Here is an 18681-nt window from a genome sequence, read left to right on the forward strand (position 1 = left end):
CCGAGCAACACCCCTGTGCAAGAGGAGCACGACATGCCATCTGTCGATACCACCATTCAGCTGATCCGCCCCGGCGGAAAAGTCACCAGCTGCAGCCCCGCGCTGAAAGATGCGCCGTGGAACTTCGACAAAACCCCGGCTCCCGAGTACGGACCCGGGTCGTCGATGTACGACGTCGCTCCCGCAGACACGCCGCGACAGGGTGAGATTCCGCTGGAATACCGCCTCGCCAGTAACGAAGAACTCGACGCCCGCATCATGGCAGCGAAGGCCACCCTCGGCGACCGGCTGGTCATACTCGGCCACTTCTACCAGCGCGACGAGGTCGTGAAGTACGCGGACTTCGTGGGCGACTCGTTCCAGCTGGCCAACGCGGCCAAGGCGAAGCCCGAAGCCGAAGCGATCGTGTTCTGCGGCGTGCACTTCATGGCAGAGACCGCCGACATTCTCGCCGGCCCGCAGCAATCGGTCATTCTGCCGAACCTGGCTGCCGGATGCTCGATGGCCGACATGGCCGACATCGACTCGGTGACGCTCGCCTGGGAGCAGCTCGAAGAGATCTACGGCACCGAGCCCGATGCCAGTGGTCGAGTGCCGATCATCCCCGTCACGTACATGAACTCCTCGGCTGCGCTGAAGGGTTTCTGCGGCGAGCACGGCGGCATCGTCTGCACCTCGTCGAACGCGGCCACGGTGCTGAAGTGGGCGTTCGAACGCGGGCAGCGGGTGCTGTTCTTTCCCGACCAGCACCTCGGCCGCAACACGGCGAAGGCCATGGGCGTGCCGCTCGAGCGCATGCCCATGTGGAACCCGCGCAAGCCGCTCGGCGGAAACGACGTCGACGGGCTGGTAGATGCCCAAGTGATTCTCTGGCACGGTTTCTGCTCGGTGCACAAGCGCTTCAACGTCGCTCAGATCGAGAAGGCTCGCGCCGAATTTCCCGGCGTGCGTGTCATCGTGCACCCGGAATGCCCGATGCCCGTCGTCGACGCCGCAGACGAGGCGGGCTCGACCGATTACATCAAGAAGGCCATCGAGGCGGCGCCGGCCGGATCGACCTTCGCGATCGGCACCGAGATCAACATGGTGCAGCGGCTGCAGGCCGAGCACCCCGAGCACACCATCTTCTGCCTCGACCCGGTGGTCTGCCCGTGCTCCACGATGTACCGCATTCACCCCGGCTACCTGGCCTGGGTGCTCGAGGCATTCGTGAACGGCGAGGTGCTGAACCAGATCACGGTGCCTGACGATGTAGCGGTACCGGCCCGTGTGGCCCTGGAGCGGATGCTGGCGGCTCGGCCATGACCACGACACCGTTCGCCCGGCCTACGGCAATCGTCGTGGGCAGCGGAATCGCCGGGCTCGTCGTAGCCCTTCGCGCGACCCGCACGCACGAGGTCACGCTCATCACCAAGGCCGAACTCGGCGAGAGCAACACGCGCTACGCGCAAGGCGGCATTGCGGCGGCGCTGTTCCCCGATGACAGCGTCGAGTCGCATGTCGCCGACACTCTCGTTGCGGGCGCTGGACTGAACCGGCTTTCGGCCGTAGAAGTACTGTGTGCCGAGGGTCCGCAGCGCATCCGCGACCTCATCAGCTGGGGCGTCGAGTTCGACCGCGCGGTCGATGCCGCTTCGGGCGACGACGTCATTGCGGGGCTCGCGCGCGGCCTAGAAGCGGCTCACTCGCACCCGCGCATCATGCACGCCGGCGGTGACGCCACCGGTGCGGCCATCGAGTCGGCGCTCGTGCGCGCCGTGCGTGCCACCACCTCGACGCTGCTCGAATACACCTTCGTGGCCGATCTGCTGGTCGATAAAAGTGACGAGTCGAGCGCTGATGAAGCTAGCGCTGATGAAGCTGGCGCTGCAGGCGCCGCGCGCCGCGTGGTCGGCGTCTCCGTGATCGGCCCCGACGGCGTCGCGCGCGAGCTGCACGCAGACGCGGTGATCCTCGCCAGCGGGGGAGCCGGCCAGCTCTTCGCGCACACGACCAACCCCGAGGTGACCACCGGCGACGGTGTGGCGGCGGCGTACCGCGCGGGTGCTCAGCTCGCTGATGTCGAGTTCTACCAGTTCCACCCGACGTCGCTCGCGGTTCCGGGCAACTTCTTGATCTCCGAGGCCGTGCGCGGGGAGGGCGCTGTGCTGCGCGGCAGCGACGGTCGCCGATTCATGCCGGCCGTGCATCCGGATGCCGAGCTCGCGCCGCGCGACGTCGTCGCCCGCGCGATCGCCGAGCAGATGCACCGCCAGGGCGGAGCGCCCGTGCTGCTCGACGCCACCGCGCTCGGCGGGGAGTTTCTCGCCCGCCGGTTCCCGAGCATCACCGAGGCGTGCCGTCGCAACGGGCTCGACTGGGCCGCGGCGCCCATCCCCGTGACGCCCGCAGCGCACTACTGGATGGGCGGGGTCTTGACCGACGACTGGGGCCGCACCTCGCTGCCGGGCCTGTACGCGGTCGGCGAGGTCGCCTGCACCGGAGTGCACGGCGCCAACCGTCTCGCCTCGAACTCCCTGCTCGAGTCGGTCGTGTTCGCCTGGCGCTGCGTCGAGGCCCTGCAGCTCGTGCCCGCCGGCGCCCCCTTCGCTGGCGAGGGCGACTTTTCCGGACGAGATGAGCTGTTGCGCGGGTCGCTCTCGTCCGAAACTCTCGCTCTCGACGCGGAAGCGCAAGCGGGCGCGGGCGCGGGCACGGGGTTCAGCCGGCTCGAGTTGCAGCAGTTGATGTGGGACAACGTGGGGGTGTACCGCGACGCCGAGACCCTCGAACATGCGCTTTCGACGCTCGAGAGCTGGGCATCGAACGGGGCACAGAGCACTTCGGCCGAGACTGCGCGGGGCGGCGCTACGCTGCACGACCGCGAGAACGCGAACCTGCTGCTGCTCGGTACGCTCATCACCCGCTCGGCGCTCGCTCGCGAGGAGTCTCGTGGGGCCCACTTCCGCTCCGACTTTCCCGAACCGCGCGAAGAGCTCCGGCACCACATCGTCTCGGCTCTCGAGACCTCCGAACGAAAGGTTACGGTCAGCCTGTGACCAGCACCACTCCCGCGCCGGCCGTCTCGGCGCCCGCCACTCCCGCGCCGCCTGCCACTCCCGCGCCGGCCGCCGCGCCACTCGTGAACTCGCGCCCGACCGTCGACCCGGGCATCCTGACCCCCCTGCAGATCACGCCGATCGTCACGATGGCGCTCAACGAAGACGCACCGTGGGGCGACCTCACGTCGCAGACGCTGATTCCGCTCGACGCGACGGCGGATGCCCGGCTGGTCGCCCGCGAACCCGGTGTGTTCAGCGGCGGCGCCGTGTTCGCGGCGGCCTTCGCGCTGCTCGACCCCACTGTCGACGTGCGGCTGTTGCTCGCCGACGGATCCCGTTTCGACGCCGGCGCCACCCTGGCCACCGTTTCGGGACCGGCGCGCTCGGTGCTGCAGTCCGAACGTGTCGCGCTCAACTTCGTGCAGCGGCTCTCGGGCATCGCCACCCTCACCGCCGCCTACGTCGCCGAGACCGAGGGCACCCAGGCGCGCATCGTCGACACCCGAAAGACCACCCCCGGCCTGCGTGTTCTCGAGCGCCACGCCGTGCGCTGCGGCGGCGGACACAACCACCGGTTCTCGCTCTCAGACGCCGTGATGGCCAAAGACAACCACCTCGCGGTTCTGACTCGCGACGGCCGTCGCTCGCTGACGGATGCCCTGCTCGAGGTTCGCGCGAAGCTCTCTCACACGACCCATCTCGAGGCCGAGGTCGATCGTCTCGACCAGGTCGAACCGGTGCTCGCTGCGGGCGTCGACACCATCATGCTCGACAACTTCAGCCTGCCCGACATGCGCGTCGGCGTGGCCCAGGTCGCCGGCCGCGCCATCGTCGAGGCCAGTGGATCGGTGAATCTCGGCACCGTGCGATCCATCGCCGAGACCGGGGTCGACGTCATCTCGGTGGGCGCGCTCACCCACAGCGTGCGGTCGCTCGACCTCGGTCTCGACGTGACGCTCACCGCGGAGGGTGCGGCGCCGGCCGGCAACGCGGACGACGCCACCTACGGCACCACGGCCGGCCCCGGCACCCCGTGATCTACCTCGACAGCGCCGCCACCACGGCGGTGCGTCGCGAAGTGCTCGAGGCGATGTGGCCCTACCTCACCGGCGACTTCGGTAACCCGTCGAGCACACATTCGCTGGGGGAACGGGCCGCTGACGCGTTGGCGGAGGCCCGGGCATCCGTCGCCCGCTCGATCGGCGCACGGGCCAGCGAGGTCATCTTCACCTCGGGCGGCACCGAGGCCGACAACCTGGCCATCAAGGGCATCGCGCTGGCGACCCCGCGCGGCCGGCACATCGTCACCAGCCCCATCGAGCACGAGGCCGTGCTGGAATCGTGCGACTACCTGCGGCGTCATCACGGGTTCACCGTGTCGTTGGTGGGCGTCGGCTCTGACGGGCTCGTCGACCCCGACGAATTCGCCGCGCTGCTCACACCCGACACGACGCTCGCCACGATCATGTACGCGAACAACGAGATCGGCACGGTGCAGCCCATCGCCGAACTCGCCGAGCGGGCTCGGGCGGCGGGCGTGCCGCTGCACTCCGACGCCGTGCAGGCGGCCGGCTGGCTCACCCTGAACGTGGCGGAGCTCGGCGTGGACGCGCTCACCCTCTCGGGCCACAAACTCGGCGCACCGAAGGGCATCGGAGCCCTCTACGTGCGTGGCCGCGTCGCCCTCGAACCTGTGCTGCACGGCGGCGGACAAGAACGCGGCGCCCGCTCGGGCACCGAGAACGTCGCCGGCGCCGTGGGCCTGGCGGTGGCGCTGCAGCTGGCCGAGACGACCCGAGAGGCAGACGCTGCTCGGGTCAGCACCCTGCGCGACGAGTTCATTGCCGGGGTGCTGCAGGGGGTTCCGGATGCCCTGCTCACCGGCCACGCCACCCACCGCCTGCCGGGGCTGGCCTCGTTCTGTTTCGTCGGCACCAGTGGTGAGGCGGTACTGCTCGAGCTCGAACGTCAGGGCATCGTCTCGTCGAGTGGATCGGCCTGCGCCGCCGGCAGTGACGAACCCTCGCACGTGCTCGTGGCGGTCGGTTACGAACCCGAAGTGGCTCAGACGGCCGTGCGGTTCACCATGGGCCCGGGTATCACCGACGATGAGGTGCGCGAGGCCGCGGGGGCGGTTGTTTCGGCCGTTCGGGCCGTCCAGGGCATCGCGCGCTGACCGGCCACCGGCGGCCCAGGCCGCAGGTGAGAAAGCGCGCTCAGGTCTCAATACCCCCTTCGACCGCCTGGGCGCAAGGCCCCCCTCATTCTGGTGCCAGCTACTAACGTGGGGGTCGCGGTTACCGCCGCACTACATCTCGGGAGGGATACAACACCATGAATATTCTCGTAGCGATCATCGCGATCATCGCGATCGTTCTGCTCATCACAGGCGGGATATCTTCGTCACTCAGCTTCTTGATCTGGGTCGGAGTTGTGCTGCTTGTCATCGCCCTCATCGTTTTCTTGCTGCGCTTCATCACGGGTCGCCGCGTCTAGCGCTGCACCCCGCGAGCACAGGGCCTCACCGACGAACGGATCGTCGGCGAGGCCCTTTTTTCTGCTTCTCGGGAAAAGGGGCGCGGCGAACGGGGGCGCAGGGCGGCGCCGGGCGTCAGCGGGGGCGGAAGGTCGCCGGCACCCCGATGGCGAGGGAGTTCGGCGGAACATCCACGAGCACCACGGCATTCGCGCCGACAGCGCAGCCGTCGCCGATGTGGATGGGCCCGAGCAGCTTCGCCCCCGCCCCGAGCAGCACGTTGTTGCCGACGTGCGGGTGACGCTGGCCACCCTTCGGAGCAGTGCCGCCGAGGGTGACACCGTGGTAGATGAGCACGTCGTCGCCGACCGTCGCCGTCTCGCCGATGACCACACCCATTCCGTGGTCGATGAAGACCCGCCGGCCGAGTACCGCGCCGGGGTGGATCTCGACGCCGGTCAGAAAGCGGGCGAACTGCGACACGAGGCGCGCCGGCAGCCGAAGCCCGTCGCGCTGCCACAGGGCGTGCGTCAGGCGGTGCAGCCAGATGGCGTGCAGGCCGGAATACCCGAAGAGAATCTCGACCTTCGACCGCGCCGCGGGGTCGCGACGTTGGGCAGTGGCCAGGTCTTCACGCAGGCGTGCGAAAAAGCCCGTGTTCCCACGTGCGCTGGGCACGGCGGCGGGGCCGCTCAGCCGCGGATGTCGTCGTACAGCACCGACGAGACATACCGCTCGCCGAAGTCGCAGACGATGGCGACGATGGTCTTGCCGGCGTTTTCGGGGCGCTTTGCCAACTCGAGGGCCGCCCAGAAGATGGCTCCGGTGGAGATGCCCGCCAGAATGCCCTCTTTCGCTGCGAGCTCTCGCGAGACGCGAATGGAGTCGGCGAGGCTCACATCGATGATCTCGTCGTACACCTCGCGGTCGAGAATCTCGGGCACGAAGTTGGCGCCGATTCCCGCGATCTTGTGCGGCCCGGGGGCTCCGCCGTTCAGAATCGGCGAGTCGATGGGCTCGACGCCCACGATCTGGATGCCCGGCTTCTGCTCGCGCAGGTAGTGCCCGGTACCGGTGATCGTTCCGCCCGTGCCGATGCCCGCCACGAAGATGTCGACGGCGCCGTCGGTGTCGCCCCAGATCTCGGGGCCGGTGGTGGCGTAGTGGATGGCCGGGTTCGCCTCGTTCTCGAACTGGTGCGCCAGAATCGCGCCCTCGGTCTCGGCCGCAATGCGGTTCGCGGTCTCGACCGCGCCCTTCATGCCGTCGGCTCCCGGCGTCAGAACCAGTTCGGCTCCGTAGGCGCGCAGCACGACGCGGCGTTCCATGCTCATGGTCTCGGGCATGGTGAGAATCACTTTGTAGCCGCGGGCCGCGCCCACCATGGCGAGGGCGATGCCGGTGTTCCCGCTTGTGCCCTCGACGATGGTGCCGCCGGGCTTCAGCGCACCCGATTTCTCGGCTGCGTCGATGATCGCGACGCCGATGCGGTCTTTCACGCTGTTGGCGGGGTTGTAGAACTCGAGCTTCGCGAGAAGAGTGGTGTCGATTCCCTCGGCGAGCCGGTTGATACGAACGAGCGGGGTGTGGCCGACGAGATCGGTGATGTTGTCGTGAATCTGTGACATGGGTTGCATGCTCCATCTGTGAACGTGTGGCCGCCATCGGCCCACGCATAAGCCTAGCTTTCGAGTAACTCCACAAACGCCTCTTGCAAAAGCCCGTTCGTCGCCAGCGCGTCGCCGGCCCAGAGCGGATCGCCGCCGCCGAGGCTCGTGAAGGCGCCTCCGGCCTCTCTCACGATAGGAATGAGAGCCGCCACGTCGTACGCCTTCAGGTCGAATTCGCCCACCGCGTCGACGAGGCCCTCGGCGAGCAGCATGTACGCCCACATCTCTCCGTACGCCCGCGTGCGCCACGTCGCGCGGTTGAGCCGGGTGAGGGCGTCGAGGTGGCCGGCTTCGTCCCAGCCCTGAAAGGAGTTGTAGCTGAACGAGGCACCCGCCACGTCGGCGACCTTCGAGACGGCCAGGCGCTGCGGCTGCGGGCCGGCGTACGCGGTGGCGTGCACGGGGTCGGCGTGCGAGCCGGTGCGGTCGATCATCCACGCCCCGTCACCCGTGGATGCCCACCAGCGCTTTTTCAGCGCCGGAGAGCTGGCGACGCCCACCACCGGCACCCCGTCGACCACGAGGGCGATCAGAGTTCCCCAGATGGGTACACCGCGTAAGAAGTTCTCGGTGCCGTCGATGGGGTCGATGATCCACTGACGGTGCGCGTGCGCGTCTTCGCCTTCGCCGCCGTACTCTTCGCCGAGAATGGAGTCGCCCGGGCATGCGGCCTCGAGCCTCGCGCGGATGGCGCGCTCGACGGCCTTGTCGGCGTCGGTCACGGGAGTTCGGTCGGGCTTCGTCTCGATCACGAGATCGAGGGCCTGAAACCGCCCCAGCGACACCTCATCGGCCGCGTCGGCCAGGTCGAGGGCGAGCTGTAAATCGTCAGCGTATTCGGTCACGCCTCCAGCGTACCGAGCCGAGCGGCCACCTCCGGCGAGAGCGACACCTGCGGACGAGAGCGACCGCCCCGGCGGCTCATCTCGACCGGAAACATCGCTCTCGCCCGGGAGGGCCGCGACTACTTGGCGAGGGTGGTGATGATCTTCTGCAGGGACTCGAGGCGGGCTTTGCCGCTCTCGCCGAGCTCGCCGGCTTCGATGCGGTCGACGATCTCCCAGTCGTGGGCCTCCGTCAGCGGGATTCCGTCGGCCTCGGGCGGCAGTGTCGCCGCGGGAATGGCGTAGTTGGCGAACGAGCGCAGGATGTTCTCGGGGTTGACGTGCCCGAGCCCGAAGGAGCGCACCCCAGGGGTATCGATGATCCAGCCCGGGTCTCCGTTCGCGTCGCGCACGCGCAGGCACACCGTCGAGGAGGAGGTGTGCCGGCCCCGCCCGGTGACGTCGTTCACTCGGCCGACGGCGCGGTCGGTGCCGGGCACGAGGGCGTTGACCAGGGTGGACTTGCCCACACCGGAGTGCCCCACGGTGACGGTGGTGCGGCCGACGAGCAGGCTCTTCAGGGCATCCAGTGGGAAGTCGTCTTTGGCGCCGGAGATGATCTCGAGGTCGAAACAGTCGAACTGCTCGAGAAAGTCGCTCGGGTCGGCGACGTCGGTCTTGGTGATGCACAAAATCGGCGCGAGTCCGGCGTCGAAGGCGGCCACGAGATACCGGTCGATGAGGTTCGCACGCGGCTCGGGATTCGCCGCGGCCACCACGATGAGCATCTGATCGGCGTTGGCCACGATCACCCGCTCGACGGCATCGGAGTCGTCGGCGCTTCTCCGCAGCAGAGTCGTGCGCTCGTCGACCCGCACGACGCGGGCGAGGCTGCCGTCGGCGCCGCTGGTGTCGCCCACCAGCTCGACGAGGTCGCCGGTCACGATGCCGAGACGGCCGAGCTCCCGAGCCCGCGACGCTGTGATGATGGCTTCGTCGGGCTCGTTCTCGCGCACCAGCACACCGAACCGGCCGCGGTCGACCGAGAGCACCCGGCCGCGCACGGCGTCGTTGTGCTCCGGGCGAATCTTGGTGCGCGCCCGGTTGCCCTTCGGGTTCGGCCTGATGCGGATGCTCGACTCGTCGAATTCGTCGTACTCGTCGGGCTCGTCGTCATCGGAAAGCCAGCTCATGCAGCGCTCCGAACCACGAGGTACCGGCTCACGCGGGCAACCCCAGCGACGAGATCGACGCCGTGCTGGCAGAGTCGCCCGCAACCATGCGGCTCCACAACTCGGCGAACTCCGGCAGCGTCTTGGCCGTGGTCGCGATGTTCTCGACGATCACGTCATCGACCGCGAGCCCGATGATCGCGCCCGCGTGCGCCATGCGGTGGTCGTCATAGGTCTGCCACACTCCGCCGTGCAGCGGTCGCGGCTCGATGTGCAGACCGTCGTCGAGCTCGGTCACATCGCCCCCGAGCCGGTTGATCTCTGCGAAGAGGGCCGCGAGTCGGTCGGTCTCGTGGTGCCGGATGTGCCCGATGCCGGTGAGGGTGCTGGGGGAGTCGGCCAGGGCCGCGATGGCGACCAACGCGGGTGCGAGCTCGCCGCCCGTGCTCAGGTCGAGGTCGGCACCGTGGATGCCCGCTCCTGCGCTCACCGTCACCCGGTCACCCTCGCGGCTCACTGCGGCGCCGAACCGCGGCAGCAGCTCGAGCAGGTCGTTGCCCACCTGAGTGGTCGACCCCGGCCATCCGCTGATCGAAACGGACCCGCCGGTGACGAGCCCGGCCGCGAGAAACGGTGCGGCATTCGACAGATCGGGCTCGATGCTCACGTCGGCACCGGCGATCGCCCCGGGTTCGACGACCCAGGTGCCGGGCTCGGGCGAGGTCACCGTCACACCGCGATTCGCCAGGGCTGCGATCGTCATCTCGATGTGCGGCATGCTCGGCAGGCGCTCGCCCTCGTGCCGCAACGTGAGGCCGTTCTCGAAGCGGGCCGCAGCGAGAAGCAGCCCCGAGACGAACTGCGACGAGCTCGATGCATCGATGACGATCTCGCCGCCCTCGACCCGGCCCGAGCCGTAGACGGTGAACGGCAGGTTCGAGCGCCCGTCGGCGTTGATGTCGACGCCGAGCGCCCGCAGCGAGGAGATGGTGGTGGCCATCGGCCGCCGCCGAGCGCCCTCGTCGCCGTCGAACACGATCGGGCCCAGGGCGAGAGCTGCGACCGGAGGCAGGAAGCGCATGACGGTTCCGGCGAGGCCGCAGTCGATGGTGGTGCTGCCGAGCAGCTCGTCGGCGGGGGTGATGAGCCAATCCGGCCCGAACCGGCCGGCTCCCGCGATCTCGGTGATCGACACTCCGAGCGAGCGCAGTGCCTCGACCATGAGCGTGGTGTCGCGGCTGTGCAGCGGCGCTCGAAGGCGGGAGGGGGCATCCGCCAGCGCAGCCAGCACCAGCTCACGATTCGTGAGACTCTTCGAACCCGGTAGCGACACCGTTGCGGCCAGCGGCCCGTGCGCGCGGGGAGCAGCCCAGTCGGGATTCGGCTCGCCGGGGGCGGAGTCGCCGTACGGGTTGAAGTCGGGTGTGGAATATCTCGAGATCAGCATCAGTTGTCTAGGGTATCGGCCCATGCAGAGAAACGAGAAGGAGTTGACTGTGCCACCGCTCACCAGCGTCATGGAACGCCCCGCCCGGCATTCTCCTATCATCGGCCTTTCTCCCATCATCGTAGACTTAGCGGTGATGACAACCGTGAAATCCGACCCCCGCGCGCTCTTCGAGGAGCAGGCGATTCCTTTTCTCGATCAGCTCTACGGTGCTGCCCTGCGCATGACGCGCAACCCCGCCGACGCGCAAGATCTCGTTCAAGAGACGTTCGTGAAGGCCTATGCCGCATTCGCTCAGTTCGAACAGGGCACCAACCTCAAAGCGTGGCTGTACCGCATTCTGACGAACACGTTCATCAACGTGTACCGCAAGAAGCAGCGCGACCCGTACCAGGGCACCACCAGCGACCTCGAAGACTGGCAGCTCGGCAATGCCGAATCCGCCACGGCCACCGGCACGTCGTCGCGCTCGGCCGAGGCCGAGGCCATCGACCACCTGCCCGACAGCGCGGTCAAGGATGCCCTGCAGTCGATTCCCGAAGACTTTCGTCTGGCCGTGTACCTGGCCGACGTCGAAGGCTTCTCGTACCAAGAGATAGCCGACATCATGAAGACCCCCGTCGGCACCGTGATGAGCCGCTTGCACCGCGGCCGTCGCCTGCTGCGAGGGTTGCTCTCTGAATATGCCGAGGGCAGGGGTGTGCCGGTCAAGGCCGCAGCGTCGTCTGCCGTTGGCACCGACGCCGCTGCCAGTGCCGACGCCGCTGGCGCGGGTGCGGACTCTACCGCCGCCTCGGCGGCCGAGGCCACGGCGGCTGCTGTCGCCGCCGACTCGGCGAGAGCCAAATCAGCCAAGAAGGCACCCTCGCGCTCGAAGTCCGTTGCCGCGAAGACCGTGCCCGTGACAAGGAGCAAGAAATGACCGACTGCGGCTGCTCGAAAGCCAAAGCTGAACTCGAAGAGTATCTGCACAACGAACTCGCCAGCACCGACGCTGCCGACATTCGTGAGCACATGCAAGGCTGCACCGACTGCTCCTCTGAGCTGCACGTCGGTGTCGTTCTCACCGAGGCCGTACAGCGCGCCTGCAAAGAGGTCGCCCCCGAGCAGCTTCGCGACCAGGTCTTGCTCAGCATCCGCCAGATCCAGGCCACGCACTAGCTGCTCCTACTAGCGCGCCACCACCTCTGGCTGACGGATCCCCGGCCTCATCCCGGTCGGCGTGAATCGAGTTTGCGAAAAAGCACCTAACCGGGCCGGTTTAGGTGCTTTTTCGCAAACTCGAACCGAAAAGGGCCCCTTCCGTGATGGAGAGGGCCCTTTTCGCGCAACCTTCGGCAGGGGGCTAGTTGTACTGCTCAGGGAGGTTGGTTGATTCGGTGTGACGACTCGCTGTAGTTGTTGGAATGGGGTGAGGGCCCCCGGGGCGAAAGTGGAGTTGCTCAGTCAACCACTTACCGACCTGAAAGGGCCCTCGTGTCTCACGCTAACGCAGCTCTCACCCCACGTCACCGTCTCCGCATCGCGCGCCTGATAATCGATGACGGCTGGCCCGTCGCTCATGCCGCGGCGCAATTCAATGTTTCCTGGCCTACGGCGAAGCGTTGGGCCGACAGATACGCGGCGATGGGCGCAGCGGGTGTCGTGGATCGTTCTTCTCGCCCGCACTACAGCCCAACCAGGACCCGGCAGCAGCTCGTGCGGAAAATTGGGCATCTGCGGTGGAAGCAGCGCCTGGGCCCGGTCGCGATCGGCGCGAAGCTCGGGATGCCAGCATCAACAGTGCACGCCGTTCTCGTGCGGTGTCGGCTGAACCGGCTCGGCTACATCGATAAACACACCGGTGAGGTCGTCCGCCGCTACGAACATGACACTCCGGGCTCGTTGATCCACGTCGATGTCACGAAGTTCGGCAACATTCCTGACGGGGGCGGGCACCGATACGTTGGCCGGCAGCAAGGTCGCCGGAACCGGGCCGCTACCGTCGGGATTGTCAGAGATGCTCGTTATGAACCCCGGCCGGGGAAAGAGTTCGTGCACACCGTGATCGATGACCACTCCCGGGTCGCGTACGCCGAGATCCACGCCGATGAAACCGCCGCCACCGCCGTGGCCGTGCTGCAGCGGGCGGTGTCCTGGTTCGCCGTCCGCGGCGTCACTGTGCAACGAGTGCTCTCCGACAACGGGTCAGCGTACAAGTCGCATCTCTGGCGCGATACCTGCGCGGAACTCGGGATCACACCGAAAAAGACCCGGCCGTACCGGCCCCAAACGAACGGGAAGATCGAACGATTCCACCGCACCCTCGCCGACGGGTGGGCCTACAAACGGTTCTACCCCACCGAAACCGCGCGCCGAAACGCCCTCCCCGCATGGCTCCATGAATACAATCACCACAGACCCCACACCGCCATCGGAAGCCACCCACCCATCAGCCGGTTAACCAACCTCCCTGAGCAGTACAGCTAGAGCGTGAGCGCCTTCTCTAGGAGCTCGGTTTGCTGCTTGGCGTGACGCTTGGCGGAGCCGGCGGCGGGAGAGGCCGACGCCGCGCGGGAGACGACGCGGATGGTGCGGCCGGCGGGCAGACGCGGCGCGAGCTCGAGGCAGACGAACGGCCAGGCGCCCTGGTTCTGCGGCTCGTCTTGCACCCACACCAGCTCAGCGTTCGGGTAGCTCTCGACGACGGCCCGCAGCTCCGACTCGGGCAGCGGATAGTACTGCTCGAGGCGAACGAGAGCGATCTCGTCGTTGGGCGTCTTCTGCAGCTCGTTGAGCAGGTCGTAGTAGACCTTGCCCGCCATGAACAGCACGCGCTTCACATTGGCCTTGTCGATGGTGCTCTCGGCGCCCAGCACGCGCTGGTCGTCGAGCACGGGCTCGAACTTGCCCTGCGTGAGCTCGTCGACCGAGCTGGTCGCTCCGCGCAGACGCAGCATGGCCTTCGGCGTGAAGACGATGAGCGGGCGGCGCGGGCGAGCGTACGCCTGGCGGCGCAGCAGGTGGAAGTACGACGCGGGCGTCGACGGCCGAGCGACCGTCATGTTGTTCTGCGCGCACAGCTGCAAGAAACGCTCGATGCGAGCCGACGAGTGGTCGGGCCCCTGCCCTTCGTAGCCGTGCGGAAGCAGCAGAACGAGCGACGAGCGCTGGCCCCACTTCTGCTCGGCCGAGGCGATGAACTGGTCGATGATGATCTGGGCGCCGTTGGCGAAGTCGCCGAACTGAGCCTCCCAGAGCACGAGCGCATCCGGCCGTTCCACCGAGTAGCCGTACTCGTAGCCCATCACCGCGTATTCGCTGAGCAGCGAGTCGTAGATCCAGAATCGGGCCTGGTTCTCGCTCAGGTTGATGAGCGGCAGCCATTCCTGACCGTTCTCTCGGTCGTGCAGCACCGCGTGCCGCTGAACGAACGTTCCGCGCCGGCTGTCTTGGCCCGAGAATCGCACCGGGGTGCCCTCGAGCAGCAACGAACCGAGCGCGAGCAGTTCGCCGAACGCCCAGTCGATGTTGCCGTTGCGGCTCATCTCGAGGCGCTTCTGCAGCAGCTGCTGCAGCTTCGGGTGAACGGTGAACCCGGCGGGCGGGTTGTTGAACGCGTCGCCGATGAGCGCGACCGTCGATGCCGGCACGCCCGTGGTCTCGGGCTCGCCCGCGCTGCTGTCATCTTGTTGCGCTTCGGGGCGCTCGAGGTCGGCGACGGCGTTCATGTCGGCGGTGATGATGGGAATCGACGAGGTCTGGGCGGCGTGCGTCTCGGCGAACGCGCGCTCGAGGCGGTCTTGGAAGTCGCGGTGCGCGGCCTCGTACTCCTCTTGGCTGATGTCACCGCGGCCGATGAGCGACTCGGTGTACAGTCGGCGAACCGAGCGCTTAGCCTCGATGAGGTTGTACATCAGCGGTTGGGTCATCGAGGGGTCGTCGCCCTCGTTGTGACCGCGGCGGCGGTAGCAGATGAGGTCGATGACCACGTCGAGGTGGAACTCCTGGCGGTACTCGAACGCGAGCTGCGCCACACGCACCACGGATTCCGGGTCGTCGCCGTTCACGTGGAAGATCGGGGCCTGAACCGACTTGGCGACATCGGTCGAGTAGACGGATGACCGGGCATCCGAAGGCCTCGTGGTGAAGCCGACCTGGTTGTTGATGTTCACGTGGATGGAGCCGCCGATGCGGTAGCCGCGCAGCTTCTCCATTTGGAAGGTCTCGTAGACGATCCCCTGGCCGGCCATGGCCGCGTCGCCGTGCACGAGAATCGGCAGCGTCGAGTACGTGCCCTTGGGCTTGCGGTCTTGCTTGGCGCGCACGATGCCCTCGACCACGCCGTCGACCGCCTCGAGATGCGAGGGGTTGGCTGCGATGTACACGGGGATCTCGGTGCCGTTCGTTCCCGTGAAGGTGCCCTCGGTGCCGAGGTGGTACTTCACGTCGCCCGAGCCCTGCACGGTGCGCGGGTCTTGGGTGCCCTCGAACTCGCGGAAGATCTGGCCGTAGGTCTTGCCGGCGATGTTCGTGAGCACGTTCAGGCGGCCGCGGTGGGCCATGCCGATGGCGACCTCGTCGAGCCCTTCGTCGGCAGCGGCCTGGATGACCGCGTCGAGCAGAGCGATGGTGGACTCGCCGCCCTCGAGGCTGAACCGCTTCTGGCCGACGTACTTGGTCTGCAAGAAGGTCTCGAACGCTTCGGACTCGTTGAGTTTCTCGAGGATGCGCATCTGCTCGTCGTGCGTGGGCTTGGCGTACTTGCGCTCGATCTTGTCTTGGATCCAGGCGCGCTGCGCCGGGTCTTGAATGTGCATGTACTCGACGCCGATCTTGCGGCAGTACGAGTCGCGCAGAATGCCGAGGATGTCGCGCAGCAGCGCCGTGCGCTTGCCGCCGAGGCCACCCGTGATGAACTCGCGGTCGAGATCCCACAGCGTGAGCCCGTGGCTCTCGATGTCGAGGTCGGGGTGCGAGCGCTGACGGTACTCGAGCGGGTCGATGTCGGCCATCAGGTGGCCGCGCACGCGGAACGAGTTGATGAGCTCTTGCACGCGCGCCGTCTTGTCGACCGCGTCGAAGTCGACGCTGATGTCGGGCGCCCAGTGAATGGGCTCGTACGGAATGCGCAGCTCGGCGAAGATGTCCTGGTAGAAGTTGCGCTCACCGATGAGCAGCTCGTGCACCTTCTTCAAGAACTCGCCAGAACCCGCGCCCTGAATGACGCGGTGGTCGTAGGTGCTGGTCAGGGTGATGACCTTGCCGATGCCGAGGTCGGTGAGCGTACGGATGCTCGACCCCTGGAATTCGGCCGGGTACTCCAGCGCCCCGGCGCCGATGATGGCGCCCTGGCCCTTCATGAGGCGAGGGACCGAGTGCACCGTTCCGATGCCGCCCGGGTTGGTGAGCGAGATGGTCGCACCCTGGAAGTCGGTGGCCGCGAGCTTGCCGTTGCGGGCCTTCGCCACCAAGTCGTCGTAGGCGCTGAGGAACTCGCCGAACGTCATGGTATCGGCGCGCTTGATAGCGGGAACGACGAGCGAACGCGTTCCGTCGGGCTTGGGCATGTCGATGGCGATGCCGAGGCCGATGTGTGCGGGGGAGACCACGACGGGCTTGCCGTCGATCACGTCGTAGAAGACGTTCTGGCTCGGAAAGTCTTTCAGCACCTGAACGAGCGCCCAGCCGATGAGGTGGGTGAACGAGACCTTGCCGCCGCGCGAGCGCTTCAGGTTCGAGTTGATGACGATGCGGTTGTCGATGAGCAGCTTGGCCGGGATGCTGCGCACGCTGGTCGCCACCGGAATGCTGAGGCTCGCCTCCATATTCGTGGCCAGCGACTTCGCCGGCCCGCGCAGTGGGGTGACCTTGTCTTGCTCGGCAGCCTCGGCGTCGGCGCTGCGGTCGCGGACGACCGCCTCTGCCGGAATGGGCTGCGGGGAAGCCTGCTTCGAGGTGGTGCGGGCCACGGGTGCGGTCGACGGGGTGGTCGCGATGGGGGTGATCACGGGCCCGACGGCCGTGGGAGCGGAAGGCGCAGCGGGTGCGGCGGCCGGTGCTGGTGCAGCCGGGGCCGCGGGGGCCGGGGCATCCTGGCTTGGAATCGCACTGGGAACCTGCGGCTCACCCGAACCAGCCTCACCCGAACCAGCCTCACCCGAAGCCAGCTCACCCGAGCTCGGCTTGTAGTGCTCGAGAATCGCCCACCACGACTGGTCGACCGAATTCTTGTCGACCACGTACTGCTCGTAGAGTTCGTCTACCAGCCACTCGTTGGCGCCAAATTCGCCCGACGAACTGTCGTCGGTTCCTGTTCCGGTCAACTGGCTCGACACTAGCCGATCGCCCACTTTCGTCACATCACGTATGGAAGACGTGCCAGACAGCTGCGCAGCAGAGATTCACGCGCCGACACGTGCTTGTCAAGCTTAAACCCATCAGAAGCTCACCCGCCGCATGTGAGCATCAGGGCTAGCGTAAAGATATGCAGTTCTTGACTGAGACACACAAAGACGACCTCACCTATTCCGACGTCTTCCTGGTGCCGAGCCGTTCCGACATCCGCTCGCGACTCGACGTGTCGCTCGCGCCAGAAGACGGCACGGGCGCGACGATTCCCCTGGTCGCCGCGAACATGAATTCCGTCACCGGGCCACGGCTGGCTGCCACCCTCGCCCGCCGCGGCGGTCTCGGAGTGCTGCCCCAAGACATGCATCTGCAAGACCTCGACGCGGCCATCCGCTGGGTGAAGTCGCAGTCGGTCGAGTACGACACGCCGTTCGATTTTCGGCCGGATGCCACGGTCGAAGAAGCTCTGACCGTGCTGCCCGCCGTGGCCGGCCAGGGCATCGTCATCCACGATCACGACGGCACGTTCCTCGGCTGCATCCCCGCCCTGCGGCTCGCGTCGGCGCTGCCCGACGCTCGGCTCGGCGACCTGCTGCACGGCCCGCTCACGTCGCTCGAGGCCGACGATCTCGACTCGCCGCGAGCCGCCTTCGACGCGATGGTGGCCGCAGATCTCGATTTTGCAACGGTCACCCGGCACGGGCGCGTCATCGGCACGCTCAGCCGCACCGGCGCGCTGCGCTCGACCATCTACGAGCCGGCGGTGGATGCTCACGGGCGCCTGCGCGTCGCCGCGGCCATCGGCATCAACGGTGACGTCGCAGCAAAGGCCACGGCTCTCGCGTCGGCCGGGGTCGACGTGCTCGTGCTCGACACCGCGCACGGTCATCAAGACGCGATGGTGGATGCCCTGCGATCCGTTCGCGCAGCGAACCTCGGTCTTCCCATCGTGGCCGGCAACGTGGTCACCGCCGACGGAGTGCGCGACCTCGTCGAGGCGGGGGCGGACATCATCAAGGTGGGCGTCGGCCCCGGCGCCATGTGCACCACGCGCATGATGACGGCCGTGGGGCGCCCGCAGTTCTCCGCGGTGCTCGAGACCGCGGCGGCGGCCACGGTCTACGGCGCGCACGTCTGGGCCGACGGGGGAGTGCGCTACCCGCGCGACGTCGCCCTGGCCCTCGCCGCCGGTGCTGCCTCGGTGATGATCGGCTCGTGGTTCGCCGGAACGATCGAGGCTCCCGGGGTGCTCAAGCACGATGCCGCAGGCCGGCTGTACAAGGAGAACTACGGCATGGCGTCGGCGAAGGCGGTCACCGACCGATTCGGCCGACTGGGCGCGTACGAGTTGGCGCGCAAGCAGCTGTTCGCCGAGGGAATCTCGAGCAGCATGATCTACCTCGATCCTCTTCGCCCGTCGGTAGAAGACCTGCTCGACATGATCACGTCGGGTGTGCGCAGTTCGTTCACGTATGCGGGGGCTGCGTCAGTAGAGGAGTTTCAGCAACGGGCTCGGGTGGGCATCCAGTCGGCCGCCGGCTATGAAGAGGGCAAAGCCTTACCCGTGAGTTGGTGAACGAGGTTCGCTGAGTGGGTAAACCCCCAGATTTGCCAGGTGTGATTCTGTAGTATTGCTCAGACACTATGGATGACCCTCCCTCACCCGACCGGGCCGAACAGGCCGCCCTTTCTGCCGAGCAGCGCGAGGCGGTTGACGCAGC

Annotated in this window: 14 protein-coding genes and 1 pseudogene; 9 read left to right on the forward strand and 6 right to left on the reverse strand. The window is 67.4% G+C overall.

Annotated features, from left to right (window positions below; translation table 11 throughout):
• Window positions 1-33: 33 nt before the first annotated feature.
• From nadA to LQ955_RS04235, 5 genes are all read left to right on the forward strand, one after another.
• Entirely contained in the window at window positions 34-1305 is a 1272-nt protein-coding gene (gene nadA / locus LQ955_RS04215; protein WP_231026967.1) for a quinolinate synthase NadA, read from the forward strand.
• Complete coding sequence (gene nadB / locus LQ955_RS04220; protein ID WP_231026968.1) at window positions 1302-3038, forward strand: L-aspartate oxidase; 1737 nt, start codon at window positions 1302-1304, stop codon at window positions 3036-3038. Before nadA ends, nadB begins: the two co-directional genes overlap by 4 nt.
• A gap of 113 nt (window positions 3039-3151) precedes the next feature.
• Entirely contained in the window at window positions 3152-4078 is a 927-nt protein-coding gene (gene nadC, locus LQ955_RS04225) for a carboxylating nicotinate-nucleotide diphosphorylase (protein WP_390623468.1), read from the forward strand.
• Window positions 4075-5217, forward strand: a complete 1143-nt coding sequence (locus LQ955_RS04230; protein ID WP_231026969.1) for a cysteine desulfurase family protein — start codon at window positions 4075-4077, stop codon at window positions 5215-5217. The genes nadC and LQ955_RS04230 overlap by 4 nt, the downstream gene beginning before the upstream one ends.
• A 158-nt stretch (window positions 5218-5375) precedes the next feature.
• Window positions 5376-5537, forward strand: a complete 162-nt coding sequence (locus tag LQ955_RS04235; RefSeq protein WP_231026970.1) for a hypothetical protein — start codon at window positions 5376-5378, stop codon at window positions 5535-5537.
• A 115-nt stretch (window positions 5538-5652) separates the two neighbouring features.
• Here LQ955_RS04235 and epsC read toward each other — a convergent pair whose 3' ends face one another.
• From epsC to aroA, 5 genes are all read right to left on the reverse strand, one after another.
• Window positions 5653-6195: a serine O-acetyltransferase EpsC gene (gene epsC, locus LQ955_RS04240; protein ID WP_231026971.1), complete on the reverse strand. Its 543-nt coding sequence runs from the start codon at window positions 6193-6195 to the stop codon at window positions 5653-5655.
• 14 nt (window positions 6196-6209) lie between these two features.
• Window positions 6210-7145 carry a cysteine synthase A gene (gene cysK / locus LQ955_RS04245; protein WP_231026972.1) on the reverse strand — a complete coding sequence of 312 codons (936 nt, stop codon included), beginning with the start codon at window positions 7143-7145 and terminating at the stop codon, window positions 6210-6212.
• A gap of 53 nt (window positions 7146-7198) precedes the next feature.
• Complete coding sequence (locus LQ955_RS04250; protein ID WP_231026973.1) at window positions 7199-8032, reverse strand: inositol monophosphatase family protein; 834 nt, start codon at window positions 8030-8032, stop codon at window positions 7199-7201.
• Window positions 8033-8151: 119 nt separating this feature from the next.
• Entirely contained in the window at window positions 8152-9204 is a 1053-nt protein-coding gene (rsgA, locus tag LQ955_RS04255; protein ID WP_231026974.1) for a ribosome small subunit-dependent GTPase A, read from the reverse strand.
• Window positions 9205-9232: 28 nt separating this feature from the next.
• Window positions 9233-10630 carry a 3-phosphoshikimate 1-carboxyvinyltransferase gene (gene aroA, locus LQ955_RS04260; protein WP_231026975.1) on the reverse strand — a complete coding sequence of 466 codons (1398 nt, stop codon included), beginning with the start codon at window positions 10628-10630 and terminating at the stop codon, window positions 9233-9235.
• Window positions 10631-10766: 136 nt separating this feature from the next.
• Here aroA and LQ955_RS04265 point away from each other — a divergent pair.
• The 3 genes and pseudogenes from LQ955_RS04265 to LQ955_RS04275 all read left to right on the forward strand — a co-directional run.
• Window positions 10767-11357, forward strand: a pseudogene (locus LQ955_RS04265) (sigma-70 family RNA polymerase sigma factor); the annotation flags it as partial.
• A 191-nt stretch (window positions 11358-11548) separates the two neighbouring features.
• Entirely contained in the window at window positions 11549-11791 is a 243-nt protein-coding gene (locus tag LQ955_RS04270) for a zf-HC2 domain-containing protein (RefSeq protein ID WP_231026976.1), read from the forward strand.
• A gap of 315 nt (window positions 11792-12106) precedes the next feature.
• Complete coding sequence (locus LQ955_RS04275) at window positions 12107-13099, forward strand: IS481 family transposase (RefSeq protein WP_231028032.1); 993 nt, start codon at window positions 12107-12109, stop codon at window positions 13097-13099.
• On the opposite strand, the gene LQ955_RS04280 is transcribed toward LQ955_RS04275, so the two are convergent.
• On the reverse strand, window positions 13096-16947 hold the full coding sequence (locus LQ955_RS04280; RefSeq protein WP_231028033.1) for a multifunctional oxoglutarate decarboxylase/oxoglutarate dehydrogenase thiamine pyrophosphate-binding subunit/dihydrolipoyllysine-residue succinyltransferase subunit: 3852 nt from the start codon (window positions 16945-16947) through the stop codon (window positions 13096-13098). The genes LQ955_RS04275 and LQ955_RS04280 overlap by 4 nt on opposite strands.
• A gap of 149 nt (window positions 16948-17096) precedes the next feature.
• Here LQ955_RS04280 and guaB1 point away from each other — a divergent pair, with 149 nt between their 5' ends.
• Window positions 17097-18536 (forward strand): GMP reductase, encoded by a 1440-nt coding sequence (guaB1, locus tag LQ955_RS04285; RefSeq protein WP_231026977.1) that lies wholly within the window; start codon window positions 17097-17099, stop codon window positions 18534-18536.
• Window positions 18537-18681 lie beyond the last annotated feature (145 nt).

Source organism: Subtercola endophyticus (assembly GCF_021044565.1).
Classification (GTDB): Bacteria; Actinomycetota; Actinomycetes; order Actinomycetales; family Microbacteriaceae; genus Subtercola; species Subtercola endophyticus.

Coding starts and splice junctions, on each gene's coding strand:
- nadB (WP_231026968.1), top strand. CDS start 1,302: ATGACCACGACACCGTTCGCCCGGCCTACGGCAATCGTCGTGGGCAGC.
- LQ955_RS04235 (WP_231026970.1), top strand. CDS start 5,376: ATGAATATTCTCGTAGCGATCATCGCGATCATCGCGATCGTTCTGCTC.
- guaB1 (WP_231026977.1), top strand. CDS start 17,097: ATGCAGTTCTTGACTGAGACACACAAAGACGACCTCACCTATTCCGAC.
- cysK (WP_231026972.1), bottom strand. CDS start 7,145: ATGTCACAGATTCACGACAACATCACCGATCTCGTCGGCCACACCCCG.
- LQ955_RS04270 (WP_231026976.1), top strand. CDS start 11,549: ATGACCGACTGCGGCTGCTCGAAAGCCAAAGCTGAACTCGAAGAGTAT.
- rsgA (WP_231026974.1), bottom strand. CDS start 9,204: ATGAGCTGGCTTTCCGATGACGACGAGCCCGACGAGTACGACGAATTC.
- aroA (WP_231026975.1), bottom strand. CDS start 10,630: ATGCTGATCTCGAGATATTCCACACCCGACTTCAACCCGTACGGCGAC.
- nadA (WP_231026967.1), top strand. CDS start 34: ATGCCATCTGTCGATACCACCATTCAGCTGATCCGCCCCGGCGGAAAA.